This window comes from Streptomyces sp. NPDC059695 (genome assembly GCF_042733785.1).
In the GTDB taxonomy this organism is placed as follows: Bacteria; Actinomycetota; Actinomycetes; order Streptomycetales; family Streptomycetaceae; genus Streptomyces.
Genome location: NZ_JBHWFF010000010.1, coordinates 176,533 through 196,883, shown reverse-complemented (window position 1 = coordinate 196,883; position 20,351 = coordinate 176,533). Strand labels below are relative to the sequence as shown.

The 20,351-nt window shown below is 74.1% G+C and carries 14 protein-coding genes; 3 read left to right on the top strand and 11 right to left on the bottom strand.

What is annotated here, in order from left to right:
- Positions 1-123: 123 nt before the first annotated feature.
- The gene (locus tag ACFV2S_RS15305) at positions 124-1,905 is read right to left on the bottom strand and encodes an ABC transporter ATP-binding protein (protein ID WP_385558212.1); all 1,782 of its coding nucleotides are present in this window, start codon (positions 1,903-1,905) and stop codon (positions 124-126) included.
- Positions 1,902-3,716, bottom strand: a complete 1,815-nt coding sequence (locus ACFV2S_RS15300) for an ABC transporter transmembrane domain-containing protein (RefSeq protein WP_385558209.1) — start codon at positions 3,714-3,716, stop codon at positions 1,902-1,904. The genes ACFV2S_RS15305 and ACFV2S_RS15300 overlap by 4 nt, the downstream gene beginning before the upstream one ends.
- 205 nt (positions 3,717-3,921) lie before the next feature.
- Between ACFV2S_RS15300 and ACFV2S_RS15295 the strand changes: the two genes are divergently transcribed.
- Complete coding sequence (locus tag ACFV2S_RS15295; RefSeq protein ID WP_385558206.1) at positions 3,922-5,529, top strand: peptide-N4-asparagine amidase; 1,608 nt, start codon at positions 3,922-3,924, stop codon at positions 5,527-5,529.
- A gap of 58 nt (positions 5,530-5,587) precedes the next feature.
- Here ACFV2S_RS15295 and ACFV2S_RS15290 read toward each other — a convergent pair whose 3' ends face one another.
- From ACFV2S_RS15290 to ACFV2S_RS15280, 3 genes are all read right to left on the bottom strand, one after another.
- Entirely contained in the window at positions 5,588-7,003 is a 1,416-nt protein-coding gene (locus ACFV2S_RS15290) for a Gfo/Idh/MocA family protein (RefSeq protein WP_385558203.1), read from the bottom strand.
- A 192-nt stretch (positions 7,004-7,195) separates the two neighbouring features.
- Positions 7,196-10,120: an FAD-binding and (Fe-S)-binding domain-containing protein gene (locus ACFV2S_RS15285; protein WP_385558201.1), complete on the bottom strand. Its 2,925-nt coding sequence runs from the start codon at positions 10,118-10,120 to the stop codon at positions 7,196-7,198.
- 39 nt (positions 10,121-10,159) lie between these two features.
- Positions 10,160-10,693 (bottom strand): MarR family winged helix-turn-helix transcriptional regulator, encoded by a 534-nt coding sequence (locus ACFV2S_RS15280; protein ID WP_385558198.1) that lies wholly within the window; start codon positions 10,691-10,693, stop codon positions 10,160-10,162.
- Positions 10,694-10,779: 86 nt separating this feature from the next.
- Here ACFV2S_RS15280 and ACFV2S_RS15275 point away from each other — a divergent pair, with 86 nt between their 5' ends.
- On the top strand, positions 10,780-12,624 hold the full coding sequence (locus tag ACFV2S_RS15275) for an ABC transporter ATP-binding protein (protein WP_385558195.1): 1,845 nt from the start codon (positions 10,780-10,782) through the stop codon (positions 12,622-12,624).
- Between the two features lie 287 nt (positions 12,625-12,911).
- Positions 12,912-13,799: an endolytic transglycosylase MltG gene (gene mltG / locus ACFV2S_RS15270; RefSeq protein ID WP_385558192.1), complete on the top strand. Its 888-nt coding sequence runs from the start codon at positions 12,912-12,914 to the stop codon at positions 13,797-13,799.
- A 9-nt stretch (positions 13,800-13,808) separates the two neighbouring features.
- Here mltG and ACFV2S_RS15265 read toward each other — a convergent pair whose 3' ends face one another.
- From ACFV2S_RS15265 to ACFV2S_RS15240, 6 genes are all read right to left on the bottom strand, one after another.
- Entirely contained in the window at positions 13,809-14,909 is a 1,101-nt protein-coding gene (locus ACFV2S_RS15265; protein WP_385558189.1) for an NAD(P)-binding domain-containing protein, read from the bottom strand.
- Between the two features lie 59 nt (positions 14,910-14,968).
- Positions 14,969-15,655 (bottom strand): phosphotransferase, encoded by a 687-nt coding sequence (locus tag ACFV2S_RS15260; protein ID WP_385558186.1) that lies wholly within the window; start codon positions 15,653-15,655, stop codon positions 14,969-14,971.
- A gap of 234 nt (positions 15,656-15,889) precedes the next feature.
- A complete protein-coding gene (locus ACFV2S_RS15255; protein ID WP_385558183.1) occupies positions 15,890-17,101 on the bottom strand; it encodes an LLM class flavin-dependent oxidoreductase in 1,212 nt (403 codons plus the stop codon).
- A complete protein-coding gene (locus tag ACFV2S_RS15250; protein ID WP_385558180.1) occupies positions 17,101-18,132 on the bottom strand; it encodes an ABC transporter substrate-binding protein in 1,032 nt (343 codons plus the stop codon). Before ACFV2S_RS15250 ends, ACFV2S_RS15255 begins: the two co-directional genes overlap by 1 nt.
- Before the next feature lie 43 nt (positions 18,133-18,175).
- Positions 18,176-18,910 (bottom strand): ABC transporter ATP-binding protein, encoded by a 735-nt coding sequence (locus ACFV2S_RS15245; protein ID WP_385558177.1) that lies wholly within the window; start codon positions 18,908-18,910, stop codon positions 18,176-18,178.
- Positions 18,883-19,743 carry an ABC transporter permease gene (locus ACFV2S_RS15240; RefSeq protein ID WP_385558174.1) on the bottom strand — a complete coding sequence of 287 codons (861 nt, stop codon included), beginning with the start codon at positions 19,741-19,743 and terminating at the stop codon, positions 18,883-18,885. The genes ACFV2S_RS15245 and ACFV2S_RS15240 overlap by 28 nt, the downstream gene beginning before the upstream one ends.
- Positions 19,744-20,351: the final 608 nt, after the last annotated feature.

Here is a 20,351-nt window from a genome sequence, read left to right as displayed (position 1 = left end):
TGCCGGGCGCCTGCCAGCCCCGTGGCCCGCGCGCTCCTCGCGTCGATCCCGTGACTCCGCCGGGCGCGCGGCCGCGCGCGCCCCCCCCCCCCCCCCCCCGGTCCCGCTCCCACGCCCGACCGGTCAGCCGTGCCAGGACCGCCACAGGGCCGCGTACGCGCCCTCCGCCGCCACCAGCTCCTCGTGGCTGCCGAGCTCGGTGATCCGGCCCGCCTCGACCACCGCGATCAGATCGGCGTCGTGCGCGGTGTGCAGCCGGTGCGCGATGGCCACGACGGTGCGGCCCTCCAGGACCCGGCCGAGCGAGCGCTCCAGGTGCCGGGCCGCACGCGGGTCGAGCAGCGAGGTCGCCTCGTCGAGGACCAGGGTGTGCGGGTCCGCGAGGACGAGGCGGGCCAGCGCGATCTGCTGGGCCTGCGCCGGGGTCAGGGACCGGCCGCCCGAGCCGACCTCGGTGTCCAGGCCCTCGTCGAGAGCCCGGGCCCAGACCTCCGCGTCCACGGAGGCGAGCGCCGCCCACAGATCGGTGTCCGACGCCCCGCTCCTGGCGAGGAGCAGATTGTCGCGGAGGGACCCCACGAAGACGTGGTGCTCCTGGTTGACCAGGGCCACGTGCTCGCGGACCCGCTCGGCGGGCATCCGGGCCAGCTCGGCTGCGCCGAGCGTGACCGACCCCGTCCTCGGGGCGTAGATCCCCGCGAGGAGCCGCCCCAGGGTGGACTTGCCCGCGCCGGACGGGCCGACCAGGGCGAGACGGGTGCCCGGCGCCACGTCGAGGGACACCTCGTGCAGCACGTCGGCCCCTTCGCGGTAGCCGAACCGGACCTCGTCCGCCCGCACCGCGCGGCCCTCCGGCCGCACCTCCCGGTCGCCCGCTTCGGGCTCGATGTCCCGGACGCCGACGAGGCGGGCCAGCGACACCTGCGCGACCTGGAGTTCGTCGTACCAGCGCAGCACGATCCCGATCGGGTCCACGAGCATCTGCGACAGCAGCGCGCCCGTCGTCAGCTGCCCGACGTCGATCCAGCCCTGGAGCACGAACACCCCGCCGAGCAGGAGGACCGCGCACAGCACCGTCGTATGGGTCAGGTTGACGACCGGGAAGAGCACCGAGCGCAGGAAGAGCGTGTACCTCTCCCACGCGACCCACTCGGAGATCCGCCGGTCCGACAGCGCGATCCGCCGCGCGCCGAGGCGGTGCGCCTCGACCGTACGGCCCGCGTCGACCGTCTCGGCGAGGGCCGCCGCCACCGCCGCGTACCCCGCGGACTCCGAGCGGTACGCGGACGGCGCCCGCTTGAAGTACCACCGGCCGCCCACGATCAGCACCGGAGCCGCGAGCAGCGCGGCGAGCGCGAGCGGCGGCGCGGTCAGCGCCAGGCCGCCGAGGAGCAGCCCCGCCCAGACGACGCCGATGGCCAGCTGCGGCACGGCCTCGCGCATCGCGTTCGCGAGCCGGTCGACGTCGGTGGTGATCCGGGAGAGCAGATCGCCCGTCCCGGCCCGCTCCAGGACGCCGGGCGGCAGCCCGACCGCGCGCACCAGGAAGTCCTCGCGCAGATCCGCGAGCATCTCCTCGCCGAGCATCGCCCCGCGCAGCCGGACGAGCCGGGTGAACACGGTCTGGACGAGCAGCGCGCCCGCGAACAGCGCGACCGTGCGCTCCAGACGGAGGTCCCGGGCCCCGTCCGCGAGGCCGTCCACCACCGACCCGAGCAGGTACGGGCCGGCCATCGAGGCGGTCACGGCGACCGCGTTCACCCCGATGAGCAGCACGAACGCCCTGCGGTGCCGCCTCAGCAGCTCGCGGACGTAGCGGCGGACGGTGGCGGACCCGGCGACGGGCAGTGTCGTCGCCGTCCTCGGGGCCGCCGGGTCGTACGCCGGAGGCGCCAGGCCGATCATGCCGATTCCCCTTCCCGTGCTTCGAGTGCGCCGGCGCGGCCGCCGGCCGTGGCGAGCTCCTCGTCCGTCTCGCGGGTGACCACCGCGCGGTAGCGGGGCTCGCCGGCGAGCAGCTCGCGGTGGGTGCCGACGGCGACCGCCTGGCCCCCGTCGACCAGGACGACCCGGTCGGCGCGGTCCAGGAGCAGCGGCGAGGAGGCGAGGACCACCGTGGTCCTGCCCCCGCGCAGCTCCGCGATCCCGGCGGCGACGGCCGCCTCCGTGTGCGCGTCGACCGCCGAGGTCGGCTCGTCGAGCACGAGCACCTCCGGGTCGGCGACCAGGGACCGGGCCAGCGCGAGCCGCTGGCGCTGGCCGCCGGAGAGCGAGCGGCCCCGCTCGGTGATGCGGGTGCGCATCGGGTCGCCGCCGGAGTCGACCGAGGCCTGCGCGAGGGCGTCGAGGACGTCCTCGCACCGGGCGGCGGCGAGCGCCTCCCCGGCCCCGACCGCGCCCGACGCGGGCACGTCCAGCAGTTCGCGGAGGGTGCCCGAGAGCAGGACCGGCTCCTTGTCCTGGACGAGGACGACGGTGCGGGCGTCCGTCAGCGGCAGCTCGTCGAGCGGGACCCCGCCGAGGAGCACCGAGGTGTGGCCCGGCTCCGCCTCGGCCGGGTGCCCGCCGAGCCGGTCGGCGAGCCGCCCGGCGACGTCGGGATCGCCGCAGACCACGGCCGTGAAGACGCCGGCGGGGGCGCGCAGCCCGGTCAGCGGGTCGTACAGGTCGCCACCCGCCCCCGGCTCCGCGCGCTCGCGGACCTCCGGGACCGGGGTCGTCGTGCGGGCCAGTGCCAGCACCCGGGCCGCGCGCTTCGCGGACGGCCGTGAGAAGGAGAAGGCCTGGGCGATCTCCTCGAAGTTGCGCAGCGCGTGATGGGTGAGGGCCACCGCGCTGTAGACCGTGACCAGTTCACCGACCTGGATCCGCCCGTCGAGCGCGAGCCTCGTCCCGTACGCCACCACCGCGATGAGCAGCAGGCCCGGCAGCACGACCTGGAGCGCGGCGATCAGCGCCCACATCCGCGCGCTGTGCACGGCGGCCCGGCGGACCTCCTGGGACGCGGCCCGGTAGCGTCCGAGGAACAGCTCCTCGCCGCCGATGCCGCGCAGCACCCGGAGCCCGGCGACCGTGTCCGAGGCCAGCTCGGTGGCCCGGCCCGCCTTCTCCCGCTGGACGTCCGCCCGGCGGGTCGCGCGGGGGAGCAGCGGCAGCACGGCGAGCGCGAGGACCGGGATGCCGGCGGCGACGACGACCCCGAGGGCCGGCTGGTAGACGACGAGGCCCACGCAGATGATCAGCAGGGTGACGGCCGCCGCGGCGAACCGGGACAGCGCCTCGACGAACCATCCGATCCGCTCGACGTCACCCGTCGAGACGGCGACCACCTCGCCGGCGGCGACCCGCCGGGTCAGGACGGATCCGAGCTCGGCGGTCTTGCGGGAGAGGAGCTGCTGCACCCGGGCGGCCGCGGTGATCCAGTTGGTGACGGCGGTCCGGTGGAGCATCACGTCACCGGCGGCGATCGCGGACCCGAGGACCACGAGCAGGACCCCGGCGAGCGCCAGCCGCCCGCCGTCGCGGTCCACGACCGCCTGGACGGCGAGGCCGACGCCGAGCGGCAGACCGGCGATGCCGAGATGGTGCAGCAGCCCCCACAGCAGGGACTTCACCTGCCCGGCGAGCTGTTGACGGCCGAGCCAGAGCAGGAACCGCGTGCCCGAACGGACATCGGGGACCCCGGGGTCGGCGTAGGGAAGATCTCGAATCTGCATGGCTGCCCAGGATCTCCGGGTCTGTTCGGGGGAGCGCGCGCCGGTGGTGTGCGACGGCGGTGTCCGAGGACGAGGGGGAAACCGTGCAAGGTTCGCTTTTCCGCCGCGGCGCGGCAATCGATTTTCCCCACGGGGGAACAGATCGCGCCATGTCCGCTCATCGTCCTCTGGACCGCGCCCCACGACCGCGCTTCACTTCCGGCCCATGGGATCACTCAAGATCACGAGCGTGATCGGCGCCCTGGTGCTCGCCGCCGGAGCGCTCTTCACCGCGCACCCGGCCGCCGCCGACGGTCCGAACGGCCCGACGCCACCCGCCGAGTTCACCAGCGACTGGCACGACCCCGTCACCGCCGCCCCGCCCGTCGACACCCCCGGAACCCGCAGCTGCGAGGTCACCCTCGCCGCCGCCCAGTTCCGCGACTTCACCCCCTACCGGGGGGACTACACCCCGCCGAAGGAGTGCGGCACCCGCTGGAACAAGGTCGTCCTGCGGCTGGAGGGAAAGGTGAAGGGCCGCCAGTACGACCGGCTCGGCCACCTCTCCGTCGGCGGCGTGGAGATCCTCCGCACCTCCACGCCCCAGCCCTCGCCCGACGGCATCGCCTGGTCGGTCGAGAAGGACGTCACCCGCTACCGCGACACCCTCAGCCGCCCGCAGCCCGTCGAGATGCTCATCGGCAACGTCGTGAACGAGACGTACACCGGTGTCATCGACGTCCGCGTCACCCTCGCCTTCCACACCGCCCGGGGCCCGGTGAAGCCCGCCGCCGGCACCCCCGACCGGGTCCTCCCGCTCACCGGCGACACCCTCACCACCCCGCGCAACACCGAACGCGTCCTCGCCGAGGTGTACGCCACCGGCTCCGGCGGCGGCTGCGAGGAGTACTGGTACCTCTCCGTCCCGGACACCGCCCCCTACTCCTGCCGGGCGACCGACGGGCCCCACCGCGAGGTCCGGGTCTCGGTCGACGGCCGGCTCGCGGGCATCGCCGCGCCCTTCCCGACGGTCTGGACGGGCGGCTGGTCCAACCCCTTCCTCTGGTACGTCACCCCCGGGCCGCGCGCCTTCGACGTCCAGCCGGTCGTCTACGACCTGACGCCCTTCGCCGCCCTCCTCAACGACGGGAACGCCCACCGCGTGGAGGTCTCGGTCGCCGGGGTCCCGGCCGGTCTGAGCGGCTGGTCGGTCCCCGCCAACGTGCTGCTCTGGCAGGACGAGGGCAGCCGGGTCGTCACCGGCGGACTCGACCGCCACGAGGAGACCGCCCCCTCCAACTCCTCGGTCCACAGCCCGGGTTCGCCGCAGCGCGTCGAAACGGACGCGCACCACCGGCTCACCGTCGCCGGGCACCTGAACACCTCGCACGGCCGGGTCGACACCACCGTGAGCAGGACCGTCACCAGCGACATCGTCCACCGCTGGGGACAGGACGAGAACCCGGACGCGCTCACCGCCCGCTGGACCGACCGGGAGACCGTGACCAGCGGCCGGACCGTCACCCGCACCGACCGCTCGTACACCATGGACGGCGAGACCACGATCGGCGCCGGCGACCGGCTGCGGACCGTCCTCACCCTCGGGGACCGCGCCGACACCGTCGTCCTGCGCGACGGCCGGCGGCTCTCCTGGTCGCGGCTCGACGACACGTACACCGGGGACGCCACGTACACCACGGGGGTGCCCCGCGACCAGCGGCACGCGGTCGGCACCACGGGCGAGCGCTACCGGCTGTACGGCTCCGCGGGCTGCTACGACCGGTCCCTGACGACCGTCCAGGGCACGGTCACCCAGGACCTGCGGCGCTGCTGAACGGCCCGGTGCCCGGCCCTCCGGGAAGCACGGGGGGCCGGGCACCGGGCGGCGGTCGTCAGGCGGGCTTCGCCGAGTCCACGCCCGACCGGGCCTTCCGCCACTCGCCGCGCGTGAAGTCGGGGATCTCCTGCGCCGCGCCGTCGGCCTTGATCGAGGCGTGGCTGAGCGGCACCGGCGCCGTCCAGGTGGCGGCGTCGTACACGTCGAAGTCCGGCGGCAGGCCCAGCTGGAGGCACTGCATCAGGCGGAAGACCATGATGTAGTCCATGCCGCCGTGGCCGCCCGGCGGGTTGGCGTGCTCCTTCCACAGCCAGTGGTCGAACTCGGCGGCGTACGCCGAGAAGTCGCCCCACACGTCGTCCTTGTGGTCCGGCTCCAGGTAGATCCGGGCCGGGTAGTCCTCGAAGACCCCGCGCGTGCCGCCGAGGCTGTTGATCCTGCTGTACGGGTGCGGGGTGGAGACGTCGTGCTCCAGGCGGATCAGCCGGCCCTTGGCGGTCCGGACCATGCTGATCGTCCGGTCGCTCTCGACGTACGTCTCCTTCCAGCTCGGGTCACCGGGCGGCATGTGCGCCGCCCGGTACTCGGCGAGCCCGAGCGACGGGGTGCCGAAGCTGCTGATGCTCACCACCCGGTCGCCGCGGTTGACGTCCATGTAGCCGGCGACCGGACCGAAGCCGTGGTTCGGATAGAGGTCCCCGCGCAGCCGGGTGTGCCACAGACGGCGCCAGGGCCCCTCGTAGTACTTCGGATCGAACAGCAGACCGCGCAGGTCGTGGTTGTACGCACCCGCCCCGTGCAGCAGCTCCCCGAACTTCCCGGCGTGCGCCATCCGCAGCACCCGCATCTCGTTCCGCCCGTAGCAGCAGTTCTCCAGCTGCATGCAGTGGCGCCGGGTCTGCTCCGACAGGTCGACCAGGTCCCACAGTTCGGCGAGCTCCATCGCGACCGGGCATTCCACGCCGACGTGCTTGCCGTTCAGCATCGCGGTCCGGGCGATCGCGAAGTGGGTGTCCCAGGGGGTCGCCACGTACACGAAGTCGACGTCGGTGCGGGTGCACAGGTTCTCGTAGTCGTCCTCGTCGCGGGTGTACAGCGCGGGGGCGGGCTGTCCCGCGGCGACGACCGCCGCGGAGGCCCGCTCGGCCTTCTCGCGCACCGGGTCGCAGACGGCGACCACCCGGACCCAGGGGAGGGCGAGGAAGTTGCCGATCATGCCGGCGCCGCGGTTGCCGAGTCCGACGAGGGCGATCCGGACCGTGGAGCGTCGCTCGAACGGGACCCCGGCCATGGTGGCGCCGAGGCGCTTCGGCACGGCCGGGGCCTCCGGCGCCCGGGCGGGGGCGGATCCTCCGGCGGCCTGGGCGGTCCGCCCGCTCGTGGCGGCGATGCCGAGCCCGGCACCGGCCGCTCCCGCGCCGGTCCTGAGGACCGTGCGACGGCTCGGCGGGCGCGGTGTCTGGTCGTCCATGGAACCTCCCTGCTGACGGGTGGTTGGACTGTACTGTTCCGGTTCGCCCGCCCGGCCGCACCGGCCGCGGATGATCACCCGAACATACGAAGGCCTCCTCACCGTAGGGGTGAGGAGGCCTGTCCGCAGCAGGGCACCGCGCGGATTGACGGACGGTCAGGGGCCGGATGGCGCGTTCTCGCCCGAGGACGGTCAGGGGCGGGTGGCGCGCTCCAGGGCGAGGAGCACCGACCCGTAGCTCCGGCCCGTCGCCCGGTCCATCCCGATCTCGCACATGCGATTGGCCGAGAGGTGCACGTCGAACGGCCGGGCCGTGACCTCGGCCGCCTCCCGGGCCGTCGCCGAGGCCGTCAGCTCCGGGTGCAGCATGCCCCGGTCGCCCGCGAAGGCGCAGCAGCCGGCGTCGGCGGGGACGACGACCTCCTCCGCGCAGGCGGCGGCGAGAGCGGTGAGCCGGTCCTCGTCGCCCAGGTGCCGCATGGAGCACGTCGGATGGACCACGGCCGAGGCGACGCGGCGCCGCACCTCCAGCCGGGGGAGCAGCTCGTCCGCCGCCCACACCAGCGAGTCGAGCACGGTCAGTTCGGCGTGCAGCTCACGGTTGTCGTCCGTGAGGTACGGCACCACCTCGTGCGCGATCCCGAGGGTGCACGAGGAGGCGTCCACCACGAGCGGCAGCTTCCCGCCGGCCGTCCAGCCCCAGGCCGCCTCGACGATGCGGTTCGCCATCACCTCGTTCCCCCGCGCGTACCCCTTGGAGTGCCAGATCGTCGCGCAGCACGTTCCGGCCACGTCGTCGGGGATCCACACCGGGCGCCCGGCCCGCGCGGACACCGCGACCACGGCCTCCGGGAGCGAGGGCCCCGGCTCGCCGTCCGGGCCGCCGAAGATCCGGTTCACGCAGGCCGGGTAGTAGACGGCGGCGGCCGCGGGACGGTGGGTCCGGGGCAGCCGCCGCGCCGCGGCGCCCGGGATCTCCGGCAGCCACTCGGGAACCAGGTCCGGGCGGACGGCCCGGCGGGCGAGGCCGGTCACCGATTCCAGGACCCGGTCGCCGATCCGGTCCGCGGCGCCGACCGCGAGCCGCGCGGAGGCCTCCACCGCGCGGAAGTTCCGCGCGGCCAGGGCGGCGATCCGCTCCTCGCGCGGCGAGTGACGCTCGTGCCGGAACTCCTTCATGAGCGCCCCCGTGTCGATCCCGACCGGGCAGGCCAGCTTGCAGGTGGAGTCGCCGGCGCAGGTGTCGACGGCGTCGTACCCGTACGACTCCAGGAGCCGGGCCTCGACGGGGGAGCCGTCGGACTGGCGCATCATCTCCCGGCGCAGCACGATCCGCTGGCGCGGAGTGGTCGTCAGGTCGTGGCTGGGACACGTCGGTTCGCAGAAGCCGCACTCGATGCAGGGGTCGGCGATCCGCTCCACGGCCGGGATCGTCTTCAGGCCGCGCAGATGGGCCTGCGGGTCGCGGTCCAGGACGATCCGGGGGGCCAGCACACCGGCGGGGTCGAGGGCCTCCTTGACCCGCCACATCAGATCGGTCGCCTTCGCCCCCCACTCCAGCTCCAGGAAGGGCGCGATGTTCCGGCCGGTGGCGTGCTCCGCCTTCAGCGAGCCGTCGAACCGCTCCACGGTCAGCTTGCAGAACTCGTCCATGAACGCCGCGTACCGCTGGACGTCGGAGGGGTCGGCCGCGTCGAAGGCGAGCAGGAAGTGGAGGTTGCCGTGGGCGGCGTGGCCGGCCACGGCGGCGTCGAAGCCGTGCCGGTCCTGGAGGGCGAGGAGCGCCTCGCAGGCCTCCGCGAGGCGGTCCGGCGGCACCGCGAAGTCCTCGGTGATCAGGGTCGTACCGGAGGGGCGGGAGCCGCCGACGGCCGTCACGAAGGCCTTGCGGGCCTTCCAGTAGCCGGAGATCCGCTTCGGGTCGCGGGTGAAGGCGTTCTCCACGGACGCCACCGGGGCGACCGTGGAGAGGCCGTCGAGAACCGACCGGGCCGCCCGCTCGTACGCCTCCAGGGCCGCTGTGTCCGGGGCCCGGAACTCGACCAGGAGCGCCGCCGTCTCCTTCGGCAGCTCCGCCCAGTCCGCGGGCACGCCCGCCACGCTCACCGAGGCCCGCAGGGTGTTGCCGTCCATCAGCTCGACGGCGAGCGCCCCGGCCCCGTTGAAGAGGGGCACGGCCGCGGCGGCGGCCGGCAGCGAGGGGAAGAAGAGCAGCGCCGTGGACACCTCGCGGTCCAGCGGCACGGTGTCGAAGACGACCTCGGAGATGAAGCCGAAGGTGCCCTCGGAGCCGACCATCAGACCGCGCAGGATCCGCACCGGGGTGTCGCCGTCGAGGAAGGCGTCGAGCCGGTAGCCGTTGGTGTTCTTGATGGCGTACTTGGCGCGGATCCGGGCGGTCAGCTCGGCGTCCGCCTCGATCTCCGCCTTCAGCGCCGTCAGCTCCGCGCACAGCCTCGGCTCGGCGCGCGCGAGCTCCGCGTCGGCCTCCGGGTCCGCCGTGTCGACCACGGTCCCGCTGGGCAGCACGACGGTGAGGGAGGCGACGGTCCGGTACGAGTTCCGGGTGGTGCCCGCCGTCATGCCCGAGGCGTTGTTGGCGACGACCCCGCCGATCGTGCAGGCGATCGCGCTGGCCGGATCGGGCCCCAGGACCCGCCCGTGCGGGGCGAGCGCGGCATTGGCCCGCACCACGGTGGTGCCGGGTCGGATCCGGGCCCGCGCCCCGCCGTCCAGGACCTCGACGCCCGCCCAGTGACGCCGCACGTCCACCAGGATGTCCTCGCCCTGGGCCTGCCCGTTGAGGCTGGTCCCGGCGGCCCGGAAGACCACCTCGCGGCCCTTGCCGTGGGCGTACGACAGGACGGCGGAGATGTCGTCGATGTCCTCGGCGACCACCACGACCTGGGGGACGAAGCGGTACGGGCTCGCGTCCGAGGCGTAGCGCACCAGGTCGGAGATCTTCGACAGGACCTTTCCGGGCCCCAGGAGCTCGGTGAGCTCCTCGCGCAGCCGCCGCGGCGTGCCCCGGGCCTGGAGCTCCGGCACGCGGTCCGGGGCGGGGGTCCGCTTCGTACCGGGACGGAGGGCCCGCGGGTCGGGTTCGAGCAGCGGCATCTGACGACTCCCCTTCGGCGCGTCCCCGGGCCCGCCGGGTCAGCAGCCGCGCTCCGGGCCGGGGTCGGCCAGGGCGGACAGCAGACCTTCGAGCACCTCGCGCTGTTCGACGGTCAATGGAGCAAGGATGTCCTCTGCGGCGGCCCGGCGCGCGCTGCGCAGCTCGCGCAGCGTGGCGCGGCCGGTGTCGGTGAGCTCGATGCGCACCACCCGGCGGTTGCTCGGGTCGGGCACGCGGCGGACCCGGTCGCCCGCCTCCAGGCCGTCGACGAGACTGGTCACGGCCCTCGGGACGACCTCCAGGCGGGCCGCGAGGTCGGCCATCCGGGGCGGCTCGCCGAAGTGCGCGACCATGCGCAGCAGGCGGGACTGCGCGGGCGTGATGCCGACCGGCTCCAGGTGGCGCTTCTGGATGCGGTGCAGGCGCCGGGTGAGGCGCAGCAGTTGCTCGGCGAGGAGCCCGTCGGTGTCGGTGCCGCCCGGGCGGCCGGTCCCGCCGGGGAGGTCGGTGCCGGCCGGGAGGTCGGTGCCGCTCGGCCGGTCGGAGTCGCTCGGGCGGTCGGAGGTGCTCATGCGGGAACAATATCAGGACCTGGTTCATTGTGAGTGTAGGTAACAGTGAGCTATGCTCCGTTCGATCGTCCACCTTGAAGGAGCCCATGCGCCCCCACGACCAGTCCGACTGGACGCCTCCGCCCCGCGACTCCGGCCAGCCCCAGGAGCCCGCCCAGGTGCGGCGGATCCTGCGGCTCTTCCGCCCCTACCGCGCGCGCCTCGCGCTCGTCGGCCTCCTGGTCGGCGCCGCCTCGCTCGTCTCGGTCGCCTCGCCCTTCCTCCTCCGGGAGATCCTCGACGTCGCCATCCCCCAGGGCCGGACCGGGCTGCTCAGCCTGCTCGCCCTCGGCATGATCGCCACCGCGGTCCTGACCAGCGTCTTCGGCGTGCTCCAGACCCTCATCTCGACCACGGTCGGCCAGCGCGTCATGCACGACCTGCGCACCGGGGTCTACGAGCAGCTCCAGCGGATGCCGCTGGCCTTCTTCACGCGCACGCGTACCGGCGAGGTCCAGTCCCGCATCGCCAACGACATCGGCGGCATGCAGGCGACCGTGACCTCAACGGCCACCTCCCTCGTCTCGAACCTGACCGCCGTCGTCGCCACCGTCGTCGCCATGCTCGCCCTCGACTGGCGCCTCACCCTCGTCTCGCTGCTCCTGCTGCCGGTGTTCGTCTGGATCAGCCGGCGCGTCGGCCGCGAGCGCAAGAAGATCACCACCCAGCGCCAGAAGCAGATGGCCGCCATGGCCGCGACCGTCACCGAGTCCCTCTCGGTCAGCGGCATCCTGCTCGGCCGCACGATGGGCCGCGCCGACTCGCTGACCAAATCCTTCGCCGAGGAGTCCGAGCGCCTCGTCGACCTCGAAGTGCGCTCCTCCATGGCCGGGCGGTGGAGGATGTCCACCATCGGCATCGTCATGGCCGCCATGCCCGCCCTGATCTACTGGGCCGCCGGCATCGCCCTCGGCTCGGGCGGCTCCGAGATCTCGCTGGGCACGCTCGTCGCCTTCGTCTCGCTCCAGCAGGGCCTCTTCCGGCCCGCCGTGAGCCTGCTCTCCACCGGCGTTCAGGTCCAGACGTCCCTCGCGCTCTTCCAGCGCATCTTCGAGTACCTCGACCTGCCCGTCGACATCACCGAGCCCGAGGAGCCGGTCCGGCTGCCGCGGATCCGCGGCGAGGTGTCCTTCGAGAAGGTCGCCTTCCACTACGACCCCGAGGGGCAGAGCCGCCCGACCCTGGACGGCATCGACCTGACCGTGCCCGCCGGCGGCAGCCTGGCCGTCGTCGGCCCCACCGGCTCCGGCAAGTCCACCCTCAGCTATCTCGTGCCCCGGCTGTACGACGTCACCGCCGGCCGCGTCACCCTCGACGGCGTCGACGTGCGCGACCTGGACTTCGACACCCTCGCCCGCGCGGTCGGCGTCGTCTCCCAGGAGACGTACCTCTTCCACGCCTCCGTCGCCGACAACCTCCGCTTCGCGAAGCCGGAGGCCACCGACGAGGAGATCGAGGCCGCCGCCCGCGCCGCCCAGATCCACGACCACATCGCCTCGCTCCCCGACGGGTACGACACCCTCGTCGGCGAGCGCGGCTACCGCTTCTCGGGCGGGGAGAAGCAGCGCCTCGCGATCGCGCGCACCATCCTGCGCGATCCGCCGGTGCTGATCCTCGACGAGGCGACCAGCGCCCTCGACACCCGGACCGAGCAGGCGGTGCAGAGCGCCATCGACGCCCTCTCGGCGGGCCGCACCACCGTCACCATCGCGCACCGGCTCTCCACCGTCCGCCACGCCGACCAGATCGTCGTCCTGGAGGCGGGCGGGATCGCCGAGCGCGGGACCCACGAGGAACTGCTCGCCCGGGACGGGCGGTACGCGGACCTCGTCCGCCGGGACGCCCGTACCGAACAGGCGAACGTGGGAGCGGTTGTTCCCCAGAACGTGTGATCGTGCCGGGATTCGTTGCCCGACCCCCGTGCGGCGTCGGAAGATTACGGAGTGCGAGCGACGGGCTGCAGACCGCGACCGCACCGTCCCACTGATGTACCTGCATGAGGAGAAGCACCACCATGAACGTCATCACCAACCTGCTCGCCGGCGTCCTCCACTTCCTGGGCTGGCTCGTCTGACGATCGCAGTGCACGGCGCCGCCGGTCCCCCGTCCCAGGGGGCCGGCGGCGCCGCCGCGTGCGAGGTTCCCCGGAATCGCGCACGGGCCGGGTTAGCGTGCGGCCATGACGTACCGGCCGCCGTCCCCGTACGCGCCCCCGCGCCGTCCCCGCCGCCCCGCTCTGCCCCGGCCGCCCCGCCGCGGCCGTCTCACCCGGCGCGGCCGGCTCGCGCTGCTCCTCGGCGCCGTCCTCACCGTGACCGCCGGCGTCGCCGTCCCGCTGCTGCTCACCCATGACGAACCGGTCGCCGAGCAGCCCCGCACCCTCCTCGTCCCCGAGGGCTGGCGGGCCGGCCAGGTCTACCGGGCCGTCGACCGGGCACTCCATCTGCCCGACGGCACCGCTCGGAGGACCGCCACGGCCCCCGGCGTCCTCCCGCTGCCCGCCACGGCCGGCGGCAACCCCGAGGGCTACCTGTTCCCCGCGACGTACCCGGTGCTCTCCACCACCACCCCGGAGGCGCTGCTGCGCTTCATGGCGGACACCGCGGGCAAGCACTACGGCACGGCCCGGATCGCCGAGGGGGCACGGGCGCACGGACTCAGCGTGTACGAGACGGTCGTCGCCGCCAGCATCGTGCAGGCCGAGGCCGACAACCCCGAGGACATGGCCAAGGTGGCCCGCGTCGTCCACAACCGGCTCGCCCGGGGCATGCCGCTCCAGATGGACTCGACGCTCCACTACGGCCTCGGCCGCACCACCGTCGACACGAGCCACGCGGACATGAAGTCCGGGAGCCCGTACAACACGTACGCGCGCAAGGGCCTGCCGCCCACGCCCATCGGGAATCCGGGGGACGAGGCCCTGGACGCGGTGATCCGCCCGGCGGACGGCGACTGGCTCTACTTCGTCACGGTGGCCCCCGGGGACACCCGGTTCACGGCCGACTACGCGGTCCACCAGGCGAACGTGGCCGAGTTCAACGCCAACCGGGCGGCCGAGAAGCGCTGACCCGACGGCTCAGCCGGCCGGGGCGGCCACCGGTTCGCGACGCAGCAGGCGGCGGATGTCGGAGACGGCCGCGCGGCCGGCCCGGTTGGCGCCGATCGTCGAGGCCGAGGGCCCGTAGCCGACGAGGTGGACGCGCTCGTCGCGCACCGCGCGCGTGCCCTCCACCCGGATGCCGCCCCCCGGCTCCCGGAGCCGCAGGGGCGTCAGGTGGTCGATCGCCGCCCGGAAGCCGGTCGCCCACAGGATGACGTCCACGTCGACGGTCCGGCCGTCGTCCCAGGCCACCCCGGTCGGGGTGATCCGGTCGAACATCGGGAGCCGGTCCAGGATCCCGCGCGCGCGTGCCGAGCGGATCGCGTCGTTCAGCGGAAGCCCGGTGACCGAGACGACGCTCTGGGGCGGCAGCCCGCGCCGCACCCGGTCCTCGACCAGCGCGACGGCCGCGCGGCCCTCGGCCTCGCCGAAGGGGCCCTCACGCCAGACGGGCTCGCGCCGGGTCACCCAGGTCGTCCCCGCGGCGACCTCCGCGATCTCCATGAGGTGCTGGGTGCCGGAGGCCCCGCCGCCCACGACGAGCACCCGCTGCCCGGCGAACTCCTCGGGCCCCGGGTACCCGGACGTGTGCAGCTGGCGGCCCCGGAAGGTCTCCTGCCCCGGGTAGCGCGGCCAGAAGGGGCGGTCCCAGGTGCCCGTGGCGTTGATCAGGGCCCGGGCCTCGTACACCCCTTCCGAGGTCTCGACCCGGAGCCGGCCGCCCTCGCCCTCCCGGACGGCCGTGACGTCCACGGGCCGGTGCACCCGCAGGCCGAAGGTCCGCTCGTACGTGTCGAAGTACGCGCCGATCACCTCCGAGGAGGGCCGCCCGGGATCGGCGCCGGTCAGCTCCATGCCGGGCAGCGCGTGCATCCCGTGGACCTTGCCGTACGTGAGGGACGGCCAGCGGAACTGCCAGGCGCCGCCGGGCTCGGGGGCGTGGTCCAGGACGACGAAGTCCCGGTCCGGCTCCAGGCCGGTGCGCCGCAGATGGAAGGCGGCCGAGAGCCCCGCCTGTCCGGCGCCTATGACGACGACGTCCACCGTCCTGACCGCTTCGAACCCGAAATCGTTCACGCTTCCAGCAACCGGGGCGGGGGTGAGGTTCTTCCCGGCTCCCCGGCCCCGCCGGCGTCTCAGCGGAGGGTCGCCTCGATGAGCCCCAGGGCGTCGTCCAGCAGGGCGACCTCGTGGGGGCCCAGGGTGGGGTTGGCGGCCCTGCGGTCGCGGGCCTGCTCGAAGAGCGGCGCGGCCGGGTCGTCCAGATGGCGGAGCAGGGAGGCCAGTACCTTCCGGACCGCTTCCAGGGCGGCCGGGGGGATCCCGACGGACATGCCGGCCACGACCTGGGCGAGGATCAGGGCCGACATGGCCGAGTCCAGGCCGGGCGGGCCCACTTCCGCCGTGCTCCAGTCGATCACGACCGGCCCGGAGCCGGTCATCAGGACGTTCTCGGGGTGCAGGTCGAGATGGAGTATCCGGTGTCCGGGGTGCGCGGCCTCCGGAGCGGGGACGGCGTGCAGACGGTTCAGCAGCCCGGCCAGGACCTCGCCGGCCCGGTCGGGGGTGAGCGTGCCGGCGAGCAGCGCCTCGGTCATGGTGGGGCCGGTGATCCGCTCCATGATCAGGCTGTCGGGGCCGGGGGTGTCCTCCGGCCGGACGGCGGGGACGGGGTAGCCGTGCCGCGCGAGGTGGATCATCACCGCGGCCTCGGAGGCCGGGTCGCCGTGCGACGGGTCGCGGTAGCGCCGCAGCACACGGTTGTCGTCGAGGGCGTAGACGTCGGCCGTACGGCCGGTGCCTATCAGTTCACCGATCTTCATGCCGGGCAGCGTAGGGCCTGTCCCGGGCTCCGGGGGAGCCGCGTCGCCCGACCGTCTCCGGAACCTCGCGGAAACGGGCCCGCCGGCGCCCGCGGAGTACCGGTCGAGGGCGACCGCGGGCCCGCGACCGGTTCAGCGGGTGGCGGCCTCGTCGGCCTCGCGTGAGGCCGAGGGGCGGCGGGCGCGGCCCCGCTTCCGCGGTCTTCCGCCCGCCGCCCGGAACCCCCCTGGCTCCTACCGTCCGCCGGGCACGAGCAGCGGTGCGCCGCCCGGGGCCGAGGCCGGGCGGCCGTTCGCGGCCGGGACGCCGAGCAGCGGGGAGGCGGGCGCCGACGCGAGGAGCCCGCGCGCCGCCAGCTCGGGCGTCACGCCCTCGCCGAACCAGTACGCCTCCTCCAGGTGCGGGTAGCCGGACAGGACGAAGTGCTCGACGCCCAGGGCGTGGTACTCCTCGATCCGGTCCGCGACGTCGGCGTGGCTGCCGACCAGCGCGGTGCCCGCCCCGCCCCGTACCAGGCCGACGCCCGCCCACAGGTTCGGCGAGATCTCCAGCCGGTCGCGGTCGAGCGAGCCCCCGCCGTGCAGCGCCAGCATCCGCTGCTGGCCGACGGACTCGCTCCGGCCGAGCAGCTCCTGCGCCGAGGCGACGGTCTCCGCGTCCAGATCGGAGAGCAGCCGGTCGGCGGTCGCCCAGGCCTCGCGCGCCGAGTCGCGCGAGATGGTGTGCAGCCGGATCCCGAACCTGACCGTCCGGCCGCGCTCCTCGGCGAGCCGCCGGATCCAGTCGATCTTCTCCTTCACCTGCCGCGGCGGTTCGCCCCACGTCAGGTAGACGTCCGCGTGCTCCGCGGCGACCGGACCGGCCGCCGCGGACGAACCGCCGAAGAAGATCTCGGGCAGCGGGTCCGGCGGCAGGGCGGTGAGCCCGCCGTCGATCCGGAAGTGCTCGCCCTGGAAGTCGAACGGCCGCCCGCCCCACACGCCCCGCACCACCGACAGGAACTCGGCCGTGCGCGCGTACCGCCGGTCGTGGTCCAGGTGGTCCCCGAAACGGCGCTGCTCGGCGGAGTCGCCGCCGGTCACGACGTTGAGCAGGAGCCGGCCCCGGGTGATCCGCTGGTAGGTGGACGCCATCTGCGCCGCGAGCACCGGCGAGATCACCCCCGGCCGGAACGCCACCAGGAACTTCAGCCGTTCGGTGTGCTGGGCGAGCGCCACCGTCGTCAGCCAGGCGTCCTCGCACCAGGTGCCGGTCGGGGTCAGCACGGCCTCGAAGCCCAGCTGCTCGGCGGCCTTCGCGATCTGGACGAGATAGTCGATGTCGGGAGCGCGCACCCCGGACACGGTCCGGTTCCGGGTGATCCCGCCGTCCGTGTAGGCGTGCCGGTCGACGAGGGTCCGGCCGTCGCCGCCGGTCGGCAGGAACCAGTGCAGGTGGACGGTCATCAGGAGGCCTTTCCGTAGCGGCGCGCCGGTGTGGTGGACGGCGGCAGGTCCTTGTTGAAGCGGGTGTCGACGAAGTCGGCGAAGCGGAACGTGCGGGGGACGAGCTTCAGCGCCACGAACGTGTCGGCGATCTTCTGCTCCGAGGCGATCGCCGCGTCGTCGAGGGCGACGGGGATGCGGGTGCCGTTGCTGCGCTTCACGGCGGCGAGGGCCACCTCGTACGGCAGTCCGGTCTCCTTCGCCCAGGCCTTCGCCCACTCCTCGGGGTGGTCGAACACCCAGCCCTGGGCGCGGCGCAGCCGCTCGACGAAGTCGCCGATCGCCTTCGCCTTCTCCCGGTCGGCCAGCGCCGAGGGAGCGGCGACCTGGAACCCGAGGCCGTTGACGAGGCCGCGGCCGTCGCTCAGCACCCGGCCCTTGCCGCTCAGCAGCACCTGGGAGGTGTACGGATCCCAGACCGCCCAGGCGTCGACCTTGCCGCTGGTGAACGCGGCCAGGGCGTCGGCCGGCTGCAGGAGGCTGACCCGGATGTCGGACAGTTCGAGGCCGGCCGCGCGGAGCGAGGCGATCAGCTGGAAGTGGGCGGAGCTGCCCTGGGCGACGGCGACGCTCTTCCCCTTCAGGTCCCGCGCGGTGCGCAGCGGGGAGTCCTTCGGGACGAGGATCGCCTCGCCCGCGGAGTCGCCGTGCGTCGCGGCGACCACGGTGATCTTCGACCCGGCGCCGGCGGCGAAGACCGGTGGGGTGTTGCCGACGGAGCCGAAGTCCACGGCTTTCGCGTTCACCGCTTCGAGGAGGGGTGGGCCGGAGGTGAACGTCGACCACTTCACGCGGTACGGGAGGCCGTCGAGTTCACCGGCGGCGCGCAGCATGGCCTCCGCGCCGCCCTTCTGGTCGCCGACGTTCAGGACGAGGGAGCCCTTGCCGTCGGAGTTCGAGGCGTCACCGGCGGCGGAGGCGCCGGAGCAGGCGGAGGCGAGCAGCGCGAGCGGCACGAGCAGGGCCGCGGCGGACAGGCGGAACGACTTCACGGATGTCTCCTCGGGGAAGGTTGTGGGGCTCGGGGTGCGCCGGTCAGGCTGTCGCCCGACCGGCGAAATCACCCTCCGCGACGCCCAGTTCGGCGAGCAGTCGGGTGCGGAGCGCGGCGAGCGCGGGATCGCCGGGGGAACGGGGACGGTCGAGGTCGACGGGGGTGTCGTAGGCGATCGCCCCGTCCCGCATCACCAGGGCGCGGTCCGCGAGGAGCAGGGCCTCGTCGACGTCGTGCGTGACGAGCAGGACCGTGCAGCCGCGTCGCTGCCAGAGTTCGGCCACGAGCCGCTGCGCCTTGATCCGCGTCAGCGCGTCGAGCGCGCCGAACGGCTCGTCGAGCAGCAGCAGGTCCGGGTCCCGTACCAACGCCCTCGCGAGGGAGGCGCGTTGGGCCTCGCCGCCGGACAGGGTCTTCGGCCACGCCCCGGAGCGGTGGGAGAGCCCCACTTCCGCGAGCGCCTTCTCCGCCACCGCCCGGCCGGGCTTGCCCGGCAGCCCGAGCAGGACGTTCCGCCAGACCTTCTTCCAGGGCATCAGACGGGGCGCCTGGAAGGCGACGGCACGGCGGCGCGGCACGAGGACCGTGCCGGAGACCTCCCGGTCGAGCCCCGCGAGGATCCGCAGGAGCGTCGACTTGCCGCAGCCGCTGTGCCCGAGGAGCGCGGTGAACTGTCCTGCTCCCAGGGTGAGATCGAGTCCGTCGACGACGGGTCGCCCGTCGAACGAGCGGGTGAGGTCCTGGACGGTCACTGCCCGGTGAAGGTCGGTCGCCATTGCAGCAGCAGCCTTTCGAGAGTGCGGACGAGGGCGTCGGCGAGCAGGCCGAGGACGGCGTACACGACCAGGCAGACGACGATCACGTCCGTACGGAAGAACTCCCGTGCCTGGTTCATGAGGAAGCCGATCCCGGCGTCGGCGTTGATCGACTCGCCGAAGACGAGCGCGAGCCAGGCGGTGGCGAGGGAGTACCGCAGCCCGGTCATGGCCCCGGGCAGCGCGCCCGGCAGGACGACGTGCCGGACCAGGCCCCACCGGCCGAGGCCCAGGGACTCGCCCGCCTCGACGAGCTGGGCGTCGACGCCCCGGATCCCGGCGTACACGTTCAGGTAGAGGTGGAAGGCGACGCCGAGCGCGATCAGCGCCACCTTGGGCGCCTCGCCGATGCCCAGCCAGATGATGAACAGCGGGATGAGACCGACCCACGGCACCGTCCGCAGCATCTGTACGGGGGCGTCGACGAGGTCCTCCCCGAGCCGCGAGAGCCCGGACACCAGGGCGAGGGCGATCCCGGCCACCCCACCGAGCAGCAGCCCCACGGCGACGCGTCGCAGCGAGACCCCCATCGCGGTCGGCAGGGTCCCGTCCCCGACCAGTGCGCCGGCGGCCCGGGCGATCGTCCCCGGCGAGGCCAGGACGTCCGCCGGAAGGATCCCGGCGGCGCTGCTCGCCTGCCAGAGGACGAGCAGCAGGACCGGGCCCGCCGTCCGGCGCAGCCAGCGCGGGACGGCCGGGCCGCGGCCGGGACGCCGGGCCGGAATCAGGGACTCGACGTCCGGCAAAGGCGATATGTCGGGCGGAGTGGAGGGTGGGGCGTGGTCGACCGTCATGACGGACTCCGGGAGAAAGGGGGGTGAAGGTACGCCTCAGCGGCCGTGGGCGCGGAACGGACACGCGCGCACGGCGATCAGGGCGTCAGAAGGGGGTGGTGCGGGTGAAAGGGCGTCAGCGGCCGCGGCGACACGCGGCGGAGGCCACCCGCAGCAGGTCGATGTGACCGCGCGTGGTGAGCAGGGCTGTACGCAACATGGCGCGAACGTAGCGGCCGTCACGCGCCGGGTCAACGGTGTCTCGGACACTGGACGGCCGTCCGGCGCCCGCCGAAGGGCTCGCGCCGACCGACGTCCCGCGCCCGCCGAACGTCCCGCGCCGACCGGTGTCCCGTGCCCGACCGGCGTCCCGCGCCCACTGAACGTCCCGCGCCCGCCGAACGTCCCGCGCCGGCGGAACCGGTCGAACCGGCGTGCGACCGCCTAGTCTCCAGCTCACCAGACGCGTACACGACAGGGGACACGACATGACGTACCGGCGCGCGGTGATACCCGCACTCACCGGCGGGCTGCTGCTCACCGCACTCCTGTGGTGGGCGGGTGCGAGCGCGGACGCGCTCCACCTGCCCGGAAGCGGCGGGACGCTCGGCGTCGACGCGCTCGCCGAG